Source organism: Flavobacterium gelidicaeli (assembly GCF_013294005.1).
Lineage (GTDB): Bacteria > Bacteroidota > Bacteroidia > Flavobacteriales > Flavobacteriaceae > Flavobacterium.
Genome location: NZ_JABSNK010000001.1, coordinates 468,889 through 488,103 on the forward strand (window position 1 = coordinate 468,889; position 19,215 = coordinate 488,103).

Annotated in this window: 19 protein-coding genes; 9 read left to right on the top strand and 10 right to left on the bottom strand. The window is 33.8% G+C overall.

Going from position 1 to position 19,215, the window contains the following annotated elements; translation table 11 throughout:
* Positions 1-2: 2 nt before the first annotated feature.
* Entirely contained in the window at positions 3-1,349 is a 1,347-nt protein-coding gene (locus HNP99_RS02080; protein WP_173850765.1) for a deoxyguanosinetriphosphate triphosphohydrolase, read from the bottom strand.
* A 212-nt stretch (positions 1,350-1,561) separates the two neighbouring features.
* Between HNP99_RS02080 and HNP99_RS02085 the strand changes: the two genes are divergently transcribed.
* On the top strand, positions 1,562-2,614 hold the full coding sequence (locus HNP99_RS02085) for a flavin monoamine oxidase family protein (protein ID WP_173850767.1): 1,053 nt from the start codon (positions 1,562-1,564) through the stop codon (positions 2,612-2,614).
* A gap of 8 nt (positions 2,615-2,622) precedes the next feature.
* Entirely contained in the window at positions 2,623-3,444 is an 822-nt protein-coding gene (locus HNP99_RS02090) for a helix-turn-helix domain-containing protein (RefSeq protein WP_173850769.1), read from the top strand.
* 120 nt (positions 3,445-3,564) lie between these two features.
* On the opposite strand, the gene HNP99_RS02095 is transcribed toward HNP99_RS02090, so the two are convergent.
* From HNP99_RS02095 to HNP99_RS02100, 3 genes are read right to left on the bottom strand one after another with little or no spacing between them, the layout of a single operon-like run.
* Positions 3,565-5,265: a DUF2326 domain-containing protein gene (locus tag HNP99_RS02095; RefSeq protein ID WP_173850772.1), complete on the bottom strand. Its 1,701-nt coding sequence runs from the start codon at positions 5,263-5,265 to the stop codon at positions 3,565-3,567.
* Positions 5,256-5,489 (bottom strand): ABC-three component system middle component 6, encoded by a 234-nt coding sequence (locus HNP99_RS17830; RefSeq protein ID WP_371810397.1) that lies wholly within the window; start codon positions 5,487-5,489, stop codon positions 5,256-5,258. Before HNP99_RS17830 ends, HNP99_RS02095 begins: the two co-directional genes overlap by 10 nt.
* A complete protein-coding gene (locus HNP99_RS02100; RefSeq protein ID WP_173850774.1) occupies positions 5,486-6,307 on the bottom strand; it encodes an ABC-three component system protein in 822 nt (273 codons plus the stop codon). The genes HNP99_RS17830 and HNP99_RS02100 overlap by 4 nt, the downstream gene beginning before the upstream one ends.
* 615 nt (positions 6,308-6,922) lie before the next feature.
* Here HNP99_RS02100 and HNP99_RS02105 point away from each other — a divergent pair.
* From HNP99_RS02105 to HNP99_RS02130, 6 genes are all read left to right on the top strand, one after another.
* Entirely contained in the window at positions 6,923-7,081 is a 159-nt protein-coding gene (locus HNP99_RS02105; protein ID WP_173850776.1) for a hypothetical protein, read from the top strand.
* A 27-nt stretch (positions 7,082-7,108) separates the two neighbouring features.
* The gene (locus HNP99_RS02110) at positions 7,109-7,642 is read left to right on the top strand and encodes a carboxymuconolactone decarboxylase family protein (RefSeq protein WP_173850778.1); all 534 of its coding nucleotides are present in this window, start codon (positions 7,109-7,111) and stop codon (positions 7,640-7,642) included.
* A gap of 141 nt (positions 7,643-7,783) precedes the next feature.
* Positions 7,784-8,104 (top strand): thioredoxin, encoded by a 321-nt coding sequence (gene trxA / locus HNP99_RS02115; protein WP_173837434.1) that lies wholly within the window; start codon positions 7,784-7,786, stop codon positions 8,102-8,104.
* 4 nt (positions 8,105-8,108) lie between these two features.
* Positions 8,109-8,537 carry an OsmC family protein gene (locus HNP99_RS02120; RefSeq protein ID WP_173850780.1) on the top strand — a complete coding sequence of 143 codons (429 nt, stop codon included), beginning with the start codon at positions 8,109-8,111 and terminating at the stop codon, positions 8,535-8,537.
* 50 nt (positions 8,538-8,587) lie between these two features.
* The gene (locus HNP99_RS02125; RefSeq protein ID WP_217424375.1) at positions 8,588-9,049 is read left to right on the top strand and encodes a YHS domain-containing (seleno)protein; all 462 of its coding nucleotides are present in this window, start codon (positions 8,588-8,590) and stop codon (positions 9,047-9,049) included.
* Positions 9,050-9,217: 168 nt separating this feature from the next.
* Positions 9,218-9,952, top strand: coding sequence for a hypothetical protein (locus tag HNP99_RS02130; protein WP_173850782.1), 735 nt, complete (start codon positions 9,218-9,220; stop codon positions 9,950-9,952).
* Positions 9,953-10,015: 63 nt separating this feature from the next.
* On the opposite strand, the gene HNP99_RS02135 is transcribed toward HNP99_RS02130, so the two are convergent.
* A complete protein-coding gene (locus HNP99_RS02135; RefSeq protein ID WP_173837431.1) occupies positions 10,016-10,477 on the bottom strand; it encodes an Lrp/AsnC family transcriptional regulator in 462 nt (153 codons plus the stop codon).
* Positions 10,478-10,632: 155 nt separating this feature from the next.
* On the opposite strand from HNP99_RS02135, the gene metE reads away from it, so the two are divergent.
* Positions 10,633-12,957: a 5-methyltetrahydropteroyltriglutamate--homocysteine S-methyltransferase gene (gene metE / locus HNP99_RS02140; RefSeq protein WP_173850784.1), complete on the top strand. Its 2,325-nt coding sequence runs from the start codon at positions 10,633-10,635 to the stop codon at positions 12,955-12,957.
* Between the two features lie 157 nt (positions 12,958-13,114).
* On the opposite strand, the gene HNP99_RS02145 is transcribed toward metE, so the two are convergent.
* The 5 genes from HNP99_RS02145 to HNP99_RS02165 form a co-directional block, all read right to left on the bottom strand.
* Positions 13,115-13,594, bottom strand: coding sequence for an RDD family protein (locus HNP99_RS02145; RefSeq protein ID WP_173850786.1), 480 nt, complete (start codon positions 13,592-13,594; stop codon positions 13,115-13,117).
* 86 nt (positions 13,595-13,680) lie between these two features.
* Positions 13,681-14,184, bottom strand: coding sequence for a GyrI-like domain-containing protein (locus HNP99_RS02150; RefSeq protein WP_173850788.1), 504 nt, complete (start codon positions 14,182-14,184; stop codon positions 13,681-13,683).
* A 95-nt stretch (positions 14,185-14,279) separates the two neighbouring features.
* Positions 14,280-14,621, bottom strand: a complete 342-nt coding sequence (locus HNP99_RS02155; RefSeq protein ID WP_173850790.1) for a hypothetical protein — start codon at positions 14,619-14,621, stop codon at positions 14,280-14,282.
* 655 nt (positions 14,622-15,276) lie between these two features.
* Positions 15,277-17,688: a ribonucleoside-diphosphate reductase subunit alpha gene (locus HNP99_RS02160; RefSeq protein WP_173850792.1), complete on the bottom strand. Its 2,412-nt coding sequence runs from the start codon at positions 17,686-17,688 to the stop codon at positions 15,277-15,279.
* 258 nt (positions 17,689-17,946) lie between these two features.
* On the bottom strand, positions 17,947-18,924 hold the full coding sequence (locus HNP99_RS02165; RefSeq protein ID WP_173850794.1) for a ribonucleotide-diphosphate reductase subunit beta: 978 nt from the start codon (positions 18,922-18,924) through the stop codon (positions 17,947-17,949).
* Positions 18,925-19,215 lie beyond the last annotated feature (291 nt).

The window sequence follows — 19,215 nt, forward strand, 5'->3', positions numbered from 1 at the left end:
GCTTACACCCCTTTTTTACCATTAATAGTATTAAATAATTCCAAGGCATTTCCATCTGTTAACAAAGAGATGTAATGGCAAATATGCAACAATCTTTCGTAGAGATTTTCTTTTTCTATATGGTGTTTTTCAGGAAGCATTTTTAAGATTAATTCATCATAATTAGACGCTTTGCCATTAAATTTATTATCATAAGCAGTAATAAATTTATCCAATAAAGTTTGAATAATCTGATAGCCTACAATCTCTTTTTCGATTACTTCACGACTTTGATAAATATTATTCACACTGATCTTGATAATATCATCCATCTGTGCTTTGTACTTACTTTTATCAGTTAAAGCAAAAGGAAATTTCCCGTTCAAAATTGCTTCTTCATTTTCAACAAACACTTTTACGGCATCGTTAATCAAACTACCAATAGCTAATGCGCGCAAATAACTGATGCGGTCTTCTTTAGTTTCTAATGTTTTGTATTTAGAAGTATCAATACTGTCTTTTACTAATTTAATCAAATATTCTAAAGCAAAATCCTCCGAGACTAACCCTAGATTTATTCCGTCCTCAAAGTCGATAATGGTATAACAAATATCATCTGCAGCCTCGACTAAATAAGCCAGTGGATGCCTTTCAAATCCAATATCATTTCCAGATTTATTGGGAATCATTCCCAGTTCTGCAGCTACATCTTCAAAAAACTTCTTGTCTGTTTGAAAGAAACCGTATTTTTTATCTGCAATATCTTTTGTTGGTTTTTTAGGCAAGCTTTCTTTTGGGTATTTCATAAAAGCACCAAGAGTAGCATACGTAAGTCTAACTCCTCCTAGAACACCAGGGCGAGAACTACACAAAACTGCAAATCCGTTGGCATTTCCTTCAAAATCAATTAAATCTTGCCATTCTTTGGGTGCCAATTGGTCTTTATATTGTTTTCCGTTTCCAATAGAAAAATACTCACCAATGGCTTTCTCACCAGAATGTCCAAAAGGAGGATTCCCAATATCATGCGCCAAAGATGCAGCAGCAACAATAGCTCCAAAATCGTTCATGTGATAGCCGTGAACTTCTTTTAAATGTGGGTATTTCTCAATTATTTTCTTCCCAACCAATCGTCCTAAAGAACGCCCCACTACCGAAACCTCTAAACTGTGCGTCAAACGAGTGTGCACAAAGTCGGTTTTTGAAAGCGGAATCACCTGCGTTTTATCTTGCAAACTTCTAAAAGCTGCCGAAAAAACAATACGATCATAATCTACTTCAAAACCTAAACGGGTATCATCTTGTTCAATACGTAATCGTTTGCTTGTGTCGCCTTGTCTTTTTAGTGATAAAAGTTGTTCCCAGTTCATACTGTGTGTTTCGAATTTGAATAATTGGATTATTTTTCAAAGATAAAGAAATAGCAAGAACATAAAATAGCTTTCGGCGGTTTTATCAAAGCCTATTAAAAAACAGCTGCTACTTATTCTGGTTTCTAATAGTTCCATTCAAAAAAATGATAATCAAAAACCACATTTTATTGAAATAGCGTGTATTTTTACAGGCAATTACATTTTATAAAATGACTAAAAAAATCACCATACTAGGCGCAGGATTAAGCGGATTACTAACAGCTTATCGATTACAAAATAAAGGCTTCGAAATTGAAATTATTGAAGCCAGAGAGCGTATTGGCGGCCGCATTCACACTATAAACTCGGCTACTGCTCAAGTAGAAATGGGCGCTACTTGGTTTCAAGAAACTCATGTGCATTTTAGAAACCTCTTAGCTGAATTAAACTTGGATTATTTTGAGCAATTCATGCAAGGAACATCGTATTTCGAACCTTTTTCTACTGCTCCGGCTCAGGAAATCCAGATTCCACAAAACAGTCCGAGTTACCGCGTAATTGGTGGAACAAGCCAACTAATCGACACTATTCATTCTAAATTGACTGCTGTCTCTATCCATTTGAACGAACCGGTTACGACTATCGATTTTGAAAACGAAAGAATAAAAATCACCACTCCTGACAAAACTTTCGAGACTGATTATGTGATTTCGACGCTACCGCAAGCCTTGTTTACACATGATATTAAAATTACTCCTGAGTTGCCACAAAAACTCACAGCTATTGCCGAAAACACCCATACTTGGATGCAAGATTCTATTAAAGTAGCTTTTGTTTATGCCGAACCTTTTTGGCGCAACAAGAATTTTTCAGGCACATTATTTAGTAATGTGGGCCCGATAACGGAGTTTTACGATCAGTCTAATGCGGCCTTGAACAAATTTGCGCTTTGTGGTTTTATCAGTTCCGGAATGGAAATGTACACTCAAGAAGAGCGCTTGGCAAAACTAAAAACACAATTAGAGAAAATATTTGGTCAGGAATCGCTTGACTTTACGTCTTATCATGAAACAGTTTGGGCAAAGGAAACAGCCACCAAAAGCGCGAAGCAACTAGGTTTTATGTATCCGCATCAAAACAACGGTCATCCTTTATTTAGGGAATCGTATTGCGATAATCGCTTGTTTTTTGCTGGCACAGAAACAGCCAATCAATATCCCGGCTATATGGAAGGCGCTGTAATTGCTGCCCAGAATACTGCCAACGCCATTTTAAAATTATAAAAAAAGTTATGCTCTACACAGGTCAACTCAATGAATTCATACGTTTAGCCGAAATTGACAATACCAATTGTGATTTACTCAAAGAAAAAATCACGGATGGTTTGACTGTTATTTGGGCTTTGGATGAATTAAAAATTAAAGTAGACGGTAGCGAGCATACCTTCCCGACAAATTCGGTTTTGTTCTTAACCGAGTACCATAAAGTAGAGGTTTTAAGTGTAAACAGTGCGCGATTAATTCGGTTCAACAGAGCGTTTTACTGCATTGCAGATCACGATAGCGAAGTTGGTTGCAAGGGTATTTTATTTTTTGGAGCGTCACAATTTCCAAAAATCGCGATTCCCGATGCCGAGTTAGAAAAATTTGATATTCTTTGGAAAATGTTTGCCATCGAAATGGTTTCTAAAGACGATTTGCAAAACGATATGCTACAAATGATGCTCAAACGCCTGCTCATATTATGCACTCGCGTGTACAAAGAGCAAACAGAGTTAACGACATTTGACAAAAAACAATTGGATATTGTTCGCGAATACAACTACTTAGTTGAAAGCAATTTTAAAACCAAACACCAAGTCGCTGATTACGCCGAAATGCTGAATAAAAGTCCGAAAACCTTATCGAATTTATTCAAAAAATACAACGAAAAATCGCCTTTACAGATCATTCAAGACCGCACCATCCTTGAAGCACGCCGCCTATTGCGCTATTCCGACAAAAGTATCAAAGAGATCGCTTACGAAATAGGTTATGAAGACATTCAGTCCTTCAGCCGGTTTTTCAAGAAAGCAGAAGGCGTTTCCCCATCCGATTTTAAAAAGGCTTTATAAATCTGTTTTTTCAGGAGCCAATCCGGCTATCCGCTCTATCTTTTATGCTGAACCCCAGCATAAAAGGATGCCGCTTCTATCCGGGCTAGGACGTTTTGTGGTTTTGTTTGGGTTTTGTTTTTATATCCTGAACAGTTTGTCGTTTTGAGATAACGATAAGACTTCAAATTCGCTGATGTCAATATTTGAAGGTATTTTATCTCTTAAGATAGGTACAATATATTGACCATTGATGCTATTCGCAACCTCTACAATTGTATTTAATTGGTTATCGTGAATAGTTTCTAATTGGTCGTGCATAATAAAATGCAAGCACTCTATGTCAAGCCCGTCTGCAAATTCAATATAAGCAAAATCAAAGGCAGCTATTTGCCCTTTTTTCTTTCCAGTACTTGGATTCCCCTCAAGGTTTGTTACGATTAGTTCGTATCCTTTTTCATTTTTTTGAGAACTTAACAAGTAGGTTTCGCCATAAAGTCTATTTGACATCACAGAAAAATATTTATTAAATTCTGTTATCCTATTTTGTATTTGACTATCTTTTGATGAAATACCTTGATTAATTGTATTCAAATTATCATCAATTTCAGCTAACTTTCCTTGTGAGTAAAGCCATAGTCTTTTTTGCTCTTCTAAGTTTCCCTTTCGTTCAAACTGCTTGTTTAAATCTAAAATTGTTTTTTCGAAATCTTCAACTAAAGCAGATTTATTTAAAGTTTCTATTAATGCATCTTCTTCTTTACGAAGGAGAATGATTTCAGATTTTATTTTCCGTATTTGTTGTTCTATCTCAGGAAGTTCTTTCGTAATATATTCTAATTTTTCAAAAATTAAATCATTATGAAACTTCACCGTATCTTCAAAAGAAACTTGAATATTTGAGATTAGCGATTTTGCTTTTTCGTAAAGAGATTTTATTTGACTAGTGTCTATTTGCGTATATTCTTGTTCTAAATCTTCCTTACTTTCGTTAATTAGATCTTTTCTTATTTCCAATCTACTTAACTCAGTTGCACTTCTATTTAATTTGGATTTTATATCATTTAATTTATCAACATCAGCAGCATAATTTTCATTGAGATTAAATTTATTTTTTCTTCGATTTAATTCCTCAATTTTTGCATTGAGTAGAATTAATTGTTGATCAATTAAAGAAAGTTCTCCATCCTTTTTTAATCTTTTTTGAAAATTTTCTTCTCTAGTTTTTTCTTTTGATAATAATTCTTTTTGGTTATGACTATCGGTATTAATCCCTAACCAAAATAGATAAAGAGCTTCATATTCTTCAATTCGAGTAAATGAATTTAATACTTTGACAATATTTGCCATCTTATTTTTTTCATCCCGAATATTCTTTGATATAATTTGCTTAAAAGTAGGTTTATCTACTTCCGATTTAAATATTACTTCTTTTAATTTTTTATCAAATACTTTGTTGTCAATAAAATTCTCTCCATTAATTTCTTGTAATTTTTTATTACGAGCTAGAAAATTTTTTCTAATGACAACTTCTTCTTTTGAGACATCTAAATTATCAACCAAAACAACAGTAATAATAATTTCATTATCTTTTAAAAAGTTTTCAATTGTTGTATTAGGTTGCTTATTAAATTCGGTGTCTTGATAAATGTTTTTCCCATCTCCACCAAAGCAATAATCGACTAGTCTTAAAACTGTCGTTTTTCCAATACTATTTCCCGTATCTGTTTTTTGACGGATACTTTCAGGACGTTCGTCTACAATTAAATTTATTCCTTTATGAAAGGGAATATCTCTAATTATAGTATTCTTATTTTGTATAATGAGTTGCTTTAAAAACATTTTATTATCAATCCTTTATTACCTTTTTTAATAACTCCTAAAATAAATAGCCAATCTAAAACTAACGAATATAATTTTAATGAAATCTTGTTTGATTTGTTTACTGAAAAAAATAAATCAAAATAATCAATTTCATTACTAGTAAATACACTGAGGACCTCAATTACTTTTCCTCCCAAGTAATATAAATCTCTTTCGGGGTTTATGTTTTTATTTACTATCATAATTTTGGTGGCTCTTCTAAAATATTACAACGCATAAAAGCGTCAACCATTATTATCAATAATCCAATTTTAATAGCCTCAATTGGTAAATCTGAAATTGGATTACTAGAATTTTCAATATTTTTCCAAAGTTCATTTTCAACACTCTCTATTATAATATCTGCATTTGCTCTTATCTCTTCTAAATCTTTGTATTTCCCTTTTTCTTTAAGGTAAATAGATTTAATATTTTGAAGTACAAATTCTTTTCTTGTTGAGCCTTGTTTCTCAATTTCCTCGTAAAGTTTATTTAATTTACCTTGATAAACAGCATATTCCTGAATTATTGGTTTGAATAGAATAACATTATTGTATAAAATTTTATCTGCTGTGTCAGGTGCATTAGTAGGCTCTTCTGTAATTGTATCATCAAATATTCGATTTCCCACAAAACCAACAATAATATTTAAAGCAGATGGGTTTTTTATAAGAATATTACTTCCTGATATTAATTTGAGAATTTTAGCTTCATGATTTTTCTTCATCTCTTGAAGAATTGATTCTGTGTATACAACAACATCATTTGTTTCCAAATGGTGATTTGCACATAAAAGCATTAAATTTTCATAACTCCTACGATAATCATCATTTGAAATAGAATTATATCTTTGACCTCCAGGTTCGGCTGCTTCTATATGACAAATATTAGAAAAATTGATTTCACTACCTGAACTTAGCAAAGTAATATTACAATCAGGAAAAGTACATTGATTGCCTGATAATGCATACAATCTTTTAATAGTCCTTTCTGTGATGTTCCTTGCTTTACTTTTTGCCATTTTTTACTTTTATAATATTGCAAATTTACATTTATTTCCGACTGAAACATAGCCTCAAAATTCTATATTATTACAAAATACTATAATTCCCCCGTTAAAAAAAATACAAATTCTAATAAACCTTAGCGTAAACACCGGATTAAAGGCAAATTATCAATGGCTTTCTAATTTATACTATTTCCCAAATATATTTATTTTTTTGTACAAATCTGAATTTTTTTATAATAATAATTATCAAAACGACTACGGATATATAATAATATAAATATGTGTGAGCTAAAAAAAAACTTAACAGTATATATATTCTCCGTCACTGACTTTTACACTATTTTCTTCTCCTCTCACATCGCTCATAAAAAACCAATCGCCATCACTTAGCCCCGATTGCAGTGGAAATCCTTTTTATTTTTTCTTAAAAATCAAAAGATTGCAACGGAAAGCGGGACGGATTTTCTTGAAAGCACTTCACTTTCTGCTCCTAAAACTATCAAAAACTTCGTTTTTTACTCGAAAAAACACCAAAAGGGAAGAATGAACAACTCTACGGGAAAAGCGACCTAACTTAAAGGTCTTCTTTCGTCGCACCTTTGTACCATCAAACTGAAACAACGAATTATGAGAACAATACAAACACTTATTTCAGGATTTAAAAATGCTTTTAACCTGAATCAAACAAAAAAATTACCGCAATTGATTGCAGTAACTCAAGCAGATTTTTGTCAGAATATGGCAATCACCGATTACTACTGTAACGAAAGCAACTTATTTATATAATTATTAATTCACAAAAAATAAAAAATCATGTCAAATTTCAACGTACCAACAAGAGAAGAAGTATCAGCAAATAATCAAGCAATTTTTGATAACCTAGAAAAAGGATTAGGATTTGTTCCTAATTTATATGCTTATTTCGCAAAAAGCGAAACGGCTTTAGGAGATTATTTAGCGCTTCAAAACAGAAAAAGTAGCTTAAAAGCTAAAGAGAGAGAAGTAGTAAACTTGATCACTAGCCAAATAAATGGTTGTAATTATTGCCAATCAGCACATACTGTTTTAGGAAAAATGAATGGTTTTACTGATGAGCAAGTTCTTGAATTACGTAGAGGATCTGCTGCTTTTGATAGTAAACTAGACGCACTAGTAAAATTTACAGCATCAGTGGTTGAAAACAGAGGAAAAGCAACTCCTGCATCTAAAACTGCTTTTTTTGAAGCTGGTTATACTGAAGTAAATATGATTGATGTAGTGGTTGTTGTAGGTGATAAAATCATTAGCAATTACATTCATAACCTAGCTGATTTTGCAATTGACTTTCCACTTGCTCCAGCACTATAATTTTTAATTCATTCATTAAAACCAATACCATTTTGTCCCATCGAGCGCAGTGAAGATGTTCTCGTGGTTCTCGACTCCGTTCGAACTGACAATTGGGATTTTTTATAAATCGTATTGGTATACAATATAAAAACCATTAAGATGATACAACATTTAGATAAAACCAATTTTGAAGCTACCATTAATAATAACGATGTCGTACTAGTAGACTTTTTTGCTGACTGGTGCGGACCATGTAAAGCTTTGCATCCTGCCCTTGAAGAATTAGCAAATAACTTTGACGGTAAAGCAGTGATTTCGAAAATCAATGTAGACAAAAGTCCAGAGCTTGCAGCACAGTTTAAAGTGAGAAGCATCCCGGCATTATTTTACTTTAAAAACGGAGAAATTGTAGGTAGTCAAAACGGAGTACAAAGTGCATCAGTGATGGGTAGCCATTTGAAAAACATTATAAAAGGATAAGATCATGGGAAAGAAAATAAACATCAAAAACCTTCCAACGGGTTACCAATCATTGATTACAAACGGTAGACATGCGATTGTGGGTGACGAGCCTGCAAATAGCAAAGGAACTGATCTAGGGTTCTCACCAGAGGATTTAATCTTATCCAGTATTGCGATGTGCAAAGTGGCAACGGTGCGATACATTGCCAGAAAAAATAACTGGACGATAGGTGAAGTAGATGGCGAGTTTGAACTTAATGTAAAGCGTGGCGAAGGTGGTAAACTAACCTCTAACGTTACCGCAAAAATCAAAATTGAAGGCGACCTAACTGCTGAACAAAAAGCAGAATTATTAAAACAAGCCGATGCCTGCTACGTACACCGCATGATTGAAGGCGAGTGGAATATTGAAAGTGCCAAGGAGCTAATTACAGAAGCGGTTACAGCTTAATATACAACAGCATTACAACCTTACAAATAGAAATAATTAAAATCAAAAACATGAAAAATTTAAAATCAACATTAGTAGTAGCATTTATTGCTTTATTTTCAAACGGAGTATTTTCACAAGTAGATGCTATTGACAAATCAGGTTTGGCTATAGGTGGATATGATGTCGTTTCATACCAAAAAGACCACAAACCAATGAAAGGAACCGTTAATTTTGCAGAACAAAACGAAAAGGTTACTTATTACTTTACGTCAAAAGAAAATGCAAAAGCTTTTAAAGCAAATCCTAAAAAATACTTACCACAAGTAAACGGTTACTGCGCTTGGGGTGTAGCTGAAAAAGACTCAAAATTCTCTATCAATCCTGAAACGTTTAAAGTGGTTGACAATAAATTATACTTGTTTTTTAATGGCGACATAAACGGAGCTAAAGTGAACACATTAGATATTTGGAACAAAGATGAATCTAAATACCTTTCAGCAATTGACAGCAAGTGGGCTGCAATTAAATAATTACAATACAAATAGTTAATTACCACCACTACAAATTGTCCTAAAAGAGCTTGACGCTATAGCGTTGAGCTCTTTTTGTTTGCGCAAAATACTAAAAAAGAATTTTCTAGTAATGCGCTTATTTTAGTACTTTTGAAACGCATTAATAAAGTAGCACAATTAAAAATAATGAAAAAAATATTTAAAATAATCGCAGTCATTCTGTTGGTTATTATCGTTTTATTACTTGGTTTCTCCTATTTCGCTAGCAAGCCTATTCCTCAAGGAGAGCGTGGCTCAAAAGCCGAAGCGCTTACCAACAAAATTCAGCTTGAGATTAATCAAAAAGCATGGGAGACTACAGCGGCAATTTCGTTTACCTTTAGAGGAGAACATCATTACTTATGGGACAAAGCCAATAATAATGTACAAGTGAAATGGGATGGCAAAACGGTTATTTATAACAACCAAACCTTAAAAGGGATTGCTTATGATAATGAACAATTGCTAACAGGAGACGATAAAACAGCCGCTATTAAAAAAGCAAATGATTACTTTAATAACGATTCATTCTGGTTAGTAGCTCCGTTTAAATTACGCGATTTAGGCACTACAAGAAGCATTGTAAAAATAGGCAATCAAGATGCACTATTAGTTACTTATGCCTCTGGAGGCAGCACACCGGGAGACTCTTACTTGTGGCTACTGGATGCAGATTATTTACCTAGAGCATGGCAAATGTGGGTAGGAATTATTCCTATAGGTGGTATCGAGGCAAGTTGGGAGGACTGGACGACCTTCCCGAGCGGACTTAGAATTGCAACCATGCATAGAGGATTGTTTGATTTAAAATTAGATAATGTTAAAGTAGGACAATCTGTTGAGCAAATTAATGATGGCAACAACCCGTTTACGGCCTTGTAATATGCTGCGTTTATAAAATTTAAAAGCTGTTAGAAAGGTAATTTTCTAACAGCTTTTTTTTGCTTAAAAATTTAAAGCAGTACTGTGCTTGATCTCGCCCATCACAAATATGGTTTGCGTATTCCCTATGTTTTCAATTGTAGAGAGTTTATTCATTACAAAATCTTGGTAGCTCACCATGTCTTTGACTAATATTTTCAGCATGAAATCATAATCACCTGCAATATTGTACGATTCGATTATTTCAGGAAGCGCTACAATATCTCTAACAAAATTACTTCCTACATTGCGTGCGTGTTCTTTTAGACGAACATTGCAAAAAACGATCATTCCTAAATTCATTTTTTGCTTGTCTAATAAAGCGACGTACTTCATAATGTAGCCGTCTTTCTCTAATCTCTTAATGCGTTCGTAAACTGGAGTAGCCGTTAAAAATAACTTCGCTGCCAAGTCTTTTATGTTGATATGAGCATCTTCTTGCAGGTGTTTTAATATCTGCAAATCAGTTGTGTCTAAATTTTCCATAGCGTTTTTTACTGTTGGTGTTCTCTTTTTAGTTCCTAAACAATAAAAAATACTGCTTAAAACACCTTATTCAGTTCTTATTACTTAGTTATAATACAAAATTAAGTAATAAACACTAAGCGCATACCTTTGTAAAGAAATAAATACTAAAAAACATGAAAACAAACAACTTAGGATTTCCAAGAATAGGTAGCAACAGAGAATTAAAAAAAGCAAGTGAACTATACTGGTCTGGTCAAATTACTGCTGATGCCCTTTTAACTGTTGGTAAAGAGATTAGGTTAGCTAACTGGAGACTACAATCTCAAGCAGGCATTGATTTGATTCCGTCAAATGATTTTTCTTTTTACGATCAGGTGTTGGATTTATCGTTAACATTAGGAGTGATTCCGGAGCAGTATGCCGCTTTCGCGAAAGAGAATTCGGTTCTCGATTTGTATTTTGCTATGGCAAGAGGAGCACAAAAAGAAGGACAAGATGTTGTAGCCATGGAAATGACGAAGTGGTTTGATACCAATTACCATTATATCGTACCTGAATTCACAAAAGATCAAGAGTTCAAATTGTTTTCTAATAAAATTATAGATGAATATAAAGAAGCAAAAGCTGCTGGTTTTGAAACTAAGCCGGTAATTATAGGACCCGTTTCTTACTTGCTACTGGGAAAAGAAAAGCAAGAAGGCTTTCATAGCATTGACCTTATCGAAAAATTACTGCCAGTTTATTTCGGAATTTTACAAAAACTACAGGACGAAAAAGTAGCCTACGTACAGTTTGACGAACCATTCCTGGCCTTAAATCTTACTGATGTTGAGCGAGCTGCTTTAGTGCATACGTACACAAAAATAAACGAGAAATTCCCTCAAATAAAAATCATTCTAGCCAACTACTTTGATTGCTTTGGAGAAAATTTGGCCACAGCCTTATCCCTACCCGTCCACACTTTCCATTTAGATTTAGTGCGTTGCCCTTTGCAACTAGATGATATTTTAGAATCTAATCTATTAGCCGAAACAACCTCGCTTTCTCTAGGCGTTGTAGATGGAAGAAACATTTGGAAAAACGATTTCAAAAAATCAGTAGCGCTAATTCAAAAGGCGGTAGATGCCCTTGGTGCTGATCGCGTTTTAATTGCGCCATCTTGTTCCTTGATTCATTCCCCTTGCGACTTAGATCTAGAAACTAACGAGGCAACTCTAACAGCCGAAGTGAAACAATGGTTGGCTTTTGCCAAACAAAAAATAAACGAAGTGGTGGTGCTTCGCAATCTGGTATCGGGAGAAATCACTGATTATGATCAAGCCTTATTTGAAGAAAATACGCTTGCAAACGACAATAAAAAGAAAGCCACCATCATTCATAACGCAGCCGTAAAAGAAAGAGTTGCTGCGATTACCACTGAAGACTCACAAAGAAACAATCCGTTCTCTGTGCGAAGACAACTTCAAATTGATGCCTTGCAACTGCCTTTATTTCCTACGACAACTATAGGTTCGTTTCCACAAACTCCTGAAGTACGTAGCTGGAGAGCCAAGTTTAAAAAAGGAGAATTATCACAAGAAGCGTATGATGGTCTTATCCGAAAAGAAACAGAAGAAACGATTCGTTTTCAAGAAGAATCAGGAATTGATGTTCTTGTACATGGCGAGTTTGAGCGTAATGATATGGTAGAGTATTTTGGGGAGCAACTGGACGGATTTGCTTTTACAAAAAACGGTTGGGTTCAAAGCTATGGTAGCCGTTGTGTAAAGCCTCCCGTAATTTACGGTGATGTATCGAGACCACAACCCATGACTGTAAAATGGGCTGAGTTTGCACAATCGCTTACGCCAAAATGGGTTAAAGGAATGCTTACCGGACCAGTAACCATCTTGCAGTGGTCGTTTGTACGTAATGACCAAGCAAGATCGGTAACCTGCACTCAAATTGCATTGGCTATTCGTGATGAAGTAGTCGATCTAGAGAAAGCAGGAATTAAAATAATCCAAATCGACGAACCAGCCATTAGAGAAGGACTGCCTTTGCGAAAAGAAGAATGGGCGACGTATCTAGATTGGGCGATTAAGGCTTTTAGAATTTCGGCTAGTGGTGTGAGTGACAATACCCAAATTCATACCCACATGTGCTACAGTGAATTTAATGATATCATTGAAAATATTGCTGCTATGGACGCCGATGTAATCACGATTGAATGTTCGCGCTCACAAATGGAATTATTAGATGCCTTTGCTGATTTTAAATATCCTAACGAAATAGGTCCTGGAGTATATGACATACACTCTCCTCGTGTTCCATCACGCCAAGAAATGGTTGATTTATTAGAGAAAGCCGCAGCAGTAATTCCTGTAGATCAACTGTGGGTAAATCCTGATTGTGGTTTAAAAACACGTCACTGGGACGAAACCAAGAAGGCATTAATCGAAATGGTGAACGCCGCCAAACAAATGAGAGTTAATGCTGAAACTACTATTACAGTATAACAAAACCTAAAAGCAAACCCCTATTGAGATAGGATTCAATAGGGGTTTATATTATTTAAAACCATACTTTGACAAACCCTTGATTTCTATAATTATCTGAATTAATATTGATTATCACAAATATAATATCAAAAACGAATTGTTGTAAAAATACTTATCAAGCATTTTGAAAAGAAGCTTTATTCTTTAAGAATTCCTTTTTTTGAACCACATAAGTTCGTGATAATACATCGTGCCAACCTCTAGGCACAGATCCTAAATAGGACAATCCCTCTAGAGGAATAAAACGACTTAAAGTCCGGATGAAAATCATTTTAATTGTTGGTTTTGAGCCATCGTAGTTTACAACTATGGTTTTAGTTATCAATTTGGCTACTGTTCGTGAAAAATAAACTTCGGTCAAAAAGTAATACAAAAACAATATTAACAAGCTATAAAAAACAATTTCAGGAATACTCATTTCTTCCACCCAGCTTGAAAGAATAAAGTTATTCATGGCTTCAGCTACCAAAACAATAGTCGTTCCAGCGCTTAAAATAAGAATGTAAATAAAAAGGGAATCGATTATAGCATTTAATAGTCGTTGGCTTTGTGAAGCAAAAAGACTATCTGTAATTTTAAAAGATTGATTTTCCATAGAAATTATATTAAATAGCACAATAATTTATAAAAACATAACCTTCTCAAATATAGCGAATTATTATTCGATTATATTATAAATACTCATGACATTAATTTAAAACCTGAACTTGATTTTAAAGGCAAATGAATTTCAAATACAGATTGTGGATTATTCCAATTAAAACGAGAATCATATTTTTCGAAATGAATGAAGCCTACTTTTAAATGGTCTTCTACTTGAACTATTGCTTTTGATAATTCAACTTTATAAATCATATAAATGGTGTTTTTGATGTCATCCATTTTTCCAGCATGTTCAAATACGATATATACTCCTTTGGGAATGGATAAGCGCTGAAAATTTTCTGGTAGTTGTTGTCCTGAAAACGGAATTGCAGCACAATAGAAATACTTTTCGCTGACTTTATAAGTAAAACCATATTTCACCCAATTAGCTGTATTTTGGCTGAGTTTTAATCGTTGTATCTCGGTATTGAAATGCATCCAATGTTTTTGGATTAGGATTGCGTTTTGAGTTTGCGAAGTTGTTATTTTGATAGACAAACCAAATGTTTCAATGCTTTCTACATGGGTTATTGTTTTCAATTCCTGGGTTTTAGCTACCCTAAAAATAGTTTTATTTTGTAGAAAACACACACTTTTTAAAGTGCTTTATTCGAAAAAAAATGATTAATTCAAATTTATTGATTAATAATATTGTCCTTATGGTACAAGCCATTAAAGATCCTATTATTACTCAATAGTTCATTGGTTGTGTTTTTAACTTCTATCCAATTAGCGTTTGCTAGTTTGCTATTCCTATTCCAATAGTTCGATAATTTTACCAAAACTTGTTTTTGAAGTACATTCATAAGGATACTATCAGCAATGAAAAGCCTGTTGCACTCTATAAAAAAAGCTAGAACAAATAGCTCAATATTACTCGCTTGTTTAGAGTAGATGATTAAATCATTCATACAAGTAGAATATATTAAATGTATGCTTTTCTTGATTATTTGCTTTGTATATTGAATTACTTTCATAATTATGTTATTTGATATAACAAATATACTCTGCAAGAAGGCGTTGACTTTTACAGTATTTTTTAATAGTGTTATGAGATTGTTGGGAAATATTCTCCATATACACGAGCAAAGCAATAGTAACCAATATCTAGACCAAAATGTTTATTATCGACAACTAACTTTTATGAACTTTGAATGTTGAAAACTTTGAAAAATTATTAACAGAATGTTGCATATTTACTACAATATTTATCTATCTTTGTAACTCGTTTAAACGATTATTTAAGAGAAGCCGCCGTCGCTAAACTAACGACTTCCCTGATTAAAAATTAATTTTTGACCACTTAGATCTGATAGACAGTCTACCTCTGTTTATGATATTACTTTGTAACTTGTTTGGCCACTACCAACAATACAATAAGCAAAACCATAAATGCTAAAAACATAAAAGCTTCTATCATTTTTTTTTGATATTTAGTTAATTAATACAAGCATTTGGTACTCTACTAGCATATACCATACATATAATAACACAATAGACATTCTAGTTTAATTTTGGACATAAAAACACATTGATGTGAATTATAACAATTCATCATCATTAGTGTTTTTTCGATCACATATTCCTTATAAAAGGCCTCAATTAAGAGGCCTTTATCATTCTATATATTAATTAAGCCCCACACATTTCACAATCCTCTGGACCTGCATTTTTAGCTAGTTCGATCATTGCTTTGTATTCGTCTGCTGTCATCTCTACCGCAGCTGCTACAGGCGCAGGAGCTGGTTTAGATTCTACAATAACAGGCTCTGCTTTTTTATCATTATTTAAGGTAAACTTGATCGCATCAACCGCAGCTTTTGTTCTCAAGTAGTACATTCCTGTTTTTAATCCTGATTGCCATGCATAGAAATGCATTGACGTTAGTTTAGAATAGTTTGCATTTTGCATGAACAAGTTCAACGATTGCGATTGATCTACAAAATACCCACGTTGACGTGACATATCGATAATATCTTTCATAGACATTTCCCATACTGTTTTGTACAATTCTTTCAAGTCTTGCGGAATATCTAAATCTTGTACCGATCCATTGTTACGCATCAATTCTTGTTTTAAAGTTTCGTTCCACAAACCACGGTCTACTAAATCATGTAGTAAATGCTTGTTTACAACGATGAACTCTCCAGACAATACACGACGGGTGTAAACATTAGAAGTATACGGCTCGAATGCTTCGTTATTACCCAAAATTTGAGATGTTGATGCTGTTGGCATTGGCGCCACTAATAATGAGTTACGAACTCCGTGTTCCATTACCTCTTTACGCAAAGAAGCCCAGTCCCAACGGCCTGACAATTCCTCATCTTTCATTCCCCATAAATTGTACTGGAATTCTCCCTGAGAGATTGGTGAACCTTTGAATGTTGAGTAAGGACCTTCAACTTTAGCCATTTCCATAGAAGCGGTAACAGCAGCAAAGTACAATGTTTCAAAAATTTCTTGATTCAGTTTCTTAGCTTCATCAGATGTAAAAGGCAAACGCAACATAATGAAAGCATCTGCTAATCCTTGTACTCCAAGACCAATTGGTCTGTGGCGCATGTTAGAATTTTTAGCTTCTTCAACTGGGTAATAATTTCTATCGATAACTTTATTCAAGTTTTTCGTTACCCTTTTTGTTACATTATAGAATGCTTCGTGGTCAAATTTACCGTTTTCAACAAACATAGGTAATGACAGCGAAGCTAAGTTACAAACCGCAACTTCATCAGGAGAAGTATACTCCATGATCTCTGTACATAAATTTGAAGAACGAATGGTTCCTAAATTCTTTTGGTTTGATTTACGGTTAGCTGCATCTTTATATAACATGTATGGTGTTCCAGTCTCGATTTGAGATTCTAGAATTTTCTCCCACAACTCATGTGCTTTAATTGTTTTTCTTCCTTTACCCGCTTTTTCGTAATCAGTGTACATTTTTTCGAATTCCTCTCCATATACATCATACAATCCTGGACATTCGTTAGGACACATTAAAGTCCAGTTTCCATCTTCTTGCACACGTTTCATGAATAAATCAGAAGTCCACATGGCAAAGAATAAATCTCTTGCACGCATTTCTTCTTTTCCTGTATTCTTTTTCAAGTCTAAGAAATCAAAGATATCCGCATGCCAAGTTTCGATATAAATAGCAAAACTACCTTTACGTTTTCCACCACCTTGATCTACGTAACGCGCTGTATCATTAAAAACACGCAACATAGGAACAATTCCGTTTGAAGTTCCATTTGTACCACGAATGTACGAACCTGTAGCACGAACATTGTGAATAGAAAGCCCTACTCCACCTGCTGATTGCGAAATTTTTGCCGTTTGTTTCAACGTATCGTAAATTCCATCAATACTATCATCCTGCATTGCTAAAAGAAAGCAAGAGGACATTTGAGGTTTTGGTGTACCAGAATTAAATAATGTAGGCGTTGCATGCGTAAAGAATTTTTTAGACATTAAATCGTAAGTTTCTAAAACCGACTCCAAATCATCTAGGTGAATCCCTACCGAAACACGCATTAACATATGTTGAGGTCTTTCAACAATTTTCCCGTTTATCTTAAGCAAGTAAGAACGTTCTAATGTTTTAAAACCGAAATAATCGTAGTTAAAATCTCTATTGTAAATAATATGTGAGTCTAAAAACTCAGCATTTTCTTGAATTACTTTGTAAACATCATCAGCAATTAATGGCGCATATTGCCCATTTCTTGGGTTTACATATTCAAACATTTCGGTCATTGTTTCCGAAAATGATTTTGTTGTATTAGAATGCAAATTCGAAATTGCAATTCTCGCTGCTAATTGTGCATAATCAGGATGCGCAATCGTCATCGAAGCAGCAGTCTCGGCTGCTAAATTATCTAACTCAGACGTAGAAACTCCATCATAAAGTCCTTCAATTACTCGCATTGCCACTTTCACAGCATCTACTAAATCATTCAAACCATAGCATAGTTTTTTAATTCTATCTGTGATTTTGTCAAACATTACAGGCTCTTTACGACCATCTCTTTTTACTACGTACATACTCTTTTGGTTTTTTTTTAAAACAGAAAATCCCTTTCCTGTTTTTTTTGTTATTTGTATTATTTTTTAGAACAGTGCACCACATGGCGCTGCTCAACCCTGTTCTTATAACAACTTTAATTTCCTTACAAAAAAAGCATAGAAATAGCTGTTGCTAAAAGAAGCAAGCAAATTGACTAACGGTTACTTTTGAAAAATTTACTTTCAAAAACACCCATTAAATGTGGTATTTATTAATTTTCTAACTCAGTTACCGATTTAAAAATCAGCGTCAAATGAAATCTTTTGCGCGTCACCATCGGTATTCATTACACCAGATTTTTGGTATTCGGCTACTTTTTTCTCAAAGAAGTTTGTTTTTCCTTGAAGCGAAATCATATCCATAAAGTCAAATGGATTTGTGGTATTGTATTCTCTTTCACAACCTAGTTCTACTAATAATCTATCAGCAACAAATTCTAGGTATTGTGTCATTAAAACCGCATTCATTCCTATTAAACTCACAGGAAGTGATTCAGTAATAAACTCTCTTTCGATGTTTAAGGCATCCACAATTATACTTCTAATTCTTTCTTTTGGCACTTTATTTATTAGGTGGTGGTTGTGTAAGTGTACTGCAAAGTCACAGTGAACACCTTCATCACGAGAAATTAACTCGTTAGAAAAAGTCAAACCTGGCATTAACCCTCTTTTTTTCAACCAATAGATCGAACAAAATGCACCTGAGAAGAAAATCCCTTCTACCGCTGCAAAAGCAATTAACCTTTCGGCAAAAGAATCAGATTCTATCCATTGTAAAGCCCAATCTGCTTTTTTCTTGATCGCAGGAAAAACTTCTAAAGCATTAAATAAATCATCTTTTTCAGCCTCATCCTTCACATAGGTATCTATTAATAAAGAGTACGTCTCACTATGAATATTTTCCATCATGATTTGGAAACCATAAAAGAATTTTGCCTCAGCATATTGCACTTCATTTACAAAGTTCTCTGCCAAGTTTTCATTTACGATCCCGTCAGAAGCAGCAAAAAAAGCTAGAATGTGTTTTATAAAATACCTTTCATCATCATTCAGTTTATTATTCCAATCATTCAAATCTTGCGATAAATCAATTTCTTCTGCAGTCCAAAAACTTGCCTCCATTGATTTATAAAACTCCCATATATCATGGTGCTTGATTGGAAAAATAACAAAACGGTTTTTATTCTCTTGTAAAATTGGTTCAATTTGCGACATTGCTGTGTTTATTTTTTTGAGATTTCAACAAATATTTTGATGATTGGGGGCTTTACAAAGGTTGTCATTTGTAAGCAAAAAAGAAAGCCAAACTTATCCACAATCGGCTTGAGTTTTTAACAAATAGAAAATTTATACGAAAATACTTTTAAATTACAATTGGCTGAATTTCAGTTATTTAAAAATGCCGAAAACGTGTTAAATACCGTAAAATATAGGATTTTAGAATTCTGACAAATATAAAATAAGTCGCTTTTTAAAAATAAAAATTTAAAAGGCGATACTATTTAT

Excerpts from the sequence above, each read along its gene's own strand:
- HNP99_RS02160 (WP_173850792.1), bottom strand. The coding sequence starts at position 17,688 with ATGTACGTAGTAAAAAGAGATGGTCGTAAAGAGCCTGTAATGTTTGAC.
- trxA (WP_173837434.1), top strand. The coding sequence starts at position 7,784 with ATGATACAACATTTAGATAAAACCAATTTTGAAGCTACCATTAATAAT.
- HNP99_RS02090 (WP_173850769.1), top strand. The coding sequence starts at position 2,623 with ATGCTCTACACAGGTCAACTCAATGAATTCATACGTTTAGCCGAAATT.
- HNP99_RS02155 (WP_173850790.1), bottom strand. The coding sequence starts at position 14,621 with ATGAAAGTAATTCAATATACAAAGCAAATAATCAAGAAAAGCATACAT.
- HNP99_RS02095 (WP_173850772.1), bottom strand. The coding sequence starts at position 5,265 with ATGTTTTTAAAGCAACTCATTATACAAAATAAGAATACTATAATTAGA.
- HNP99_RS02085 (WP_173850767.1), top strand. The coding sequence starts at position 1,562 with ATGACTAAAAAAATCACCATACTAGGCGCAGGATTAAGCGGATTACTA.
- HNP99_RS02165 (WP_173850794.1), bottom strand. The coding sequence starts at position 18,924 with ATGTCGCAAATTGAACCAATTTTACAAGAGAATAAAAACCGTTTTGTT.
- HNP99_RS02135 (WP_173837431.1), bottom strand. The coding sequence starts at position 10,477 with ATGGAAAATTTAGACACAACTGATTTGCAGATATTAAAACACCTGCAA.
- HNP99_RS02120 (WP_173850780.1), top strand. The coding sequence starts at position 8,109 with ATGGGAAAGAAAATAAACATCAAAAACCTTCCAACGGGTTACCAATCA.
- HNP99_RS02080 (WP_173850765.1), bottom strand. The coding sequence starts at position 1,349 with ATGAACTGGGAACAACTTTTATCACTAAAAAGACAAGGCGACACAAGC.
- HNP99_RS02105 (WP_173850776.1), top strand. The coding sequence starts at position 6,923 with ATGAGAACAATACAAACACTTATTTCAGGATTTAAAAATGCTTTTAAC.
- HNP99_RS02145 (WP_173850786.1), bottom strand. The coding sequence starts at position 13,594 with ATGGAAAATCAATCTTTTAAAATTACAGATAGTCTTTTTGCTTCACAA.
- HNP99_RS02130 (WP_173850782.1), top strand. The coding sequence starts at position 9,218 with ATGAAAAAAATATTTAAAATAATCGCAGTCATTCTGTTGGTTATTATC.
- metE (WP_173850784.1), top strand. The coding sequence starts at position 10,633 with ATGAAAACAAACAACTTAGGATTTCCAAGAATAGGTAGCAACAGAGAA.
- HNP99_RS17830 (WP_371810397.1), bottom strand. The coding sequence starts at position 5,489 with ATGATAGTAAATAAAAACATAAACCCCGAAAGAGATTTATATTACTTG.
- HNP99_RS02110 (WP_173850778.1), top strand. The coding sequence starts at position 7,109 with ATGTCAAATTTCAACGTACCAACAAGAGAAGAAGTATCAGCAAATAAT.
- HNP99_RS02125 (WP_217424375.1), top strand. The coding sequence starts at position 8,588 with ATGAAAAATTTAAAATCAACATTAGTAGTAGCATTTATTGCTTTATTT.
- HNP99_RS02100 (WP_173850774.1), bottom strand. The coding sequence starts at position 6,307 with ATGGCAAAAAGTAAAGCAAGGAACATCACAGAAAGGACTATTAAAAGA.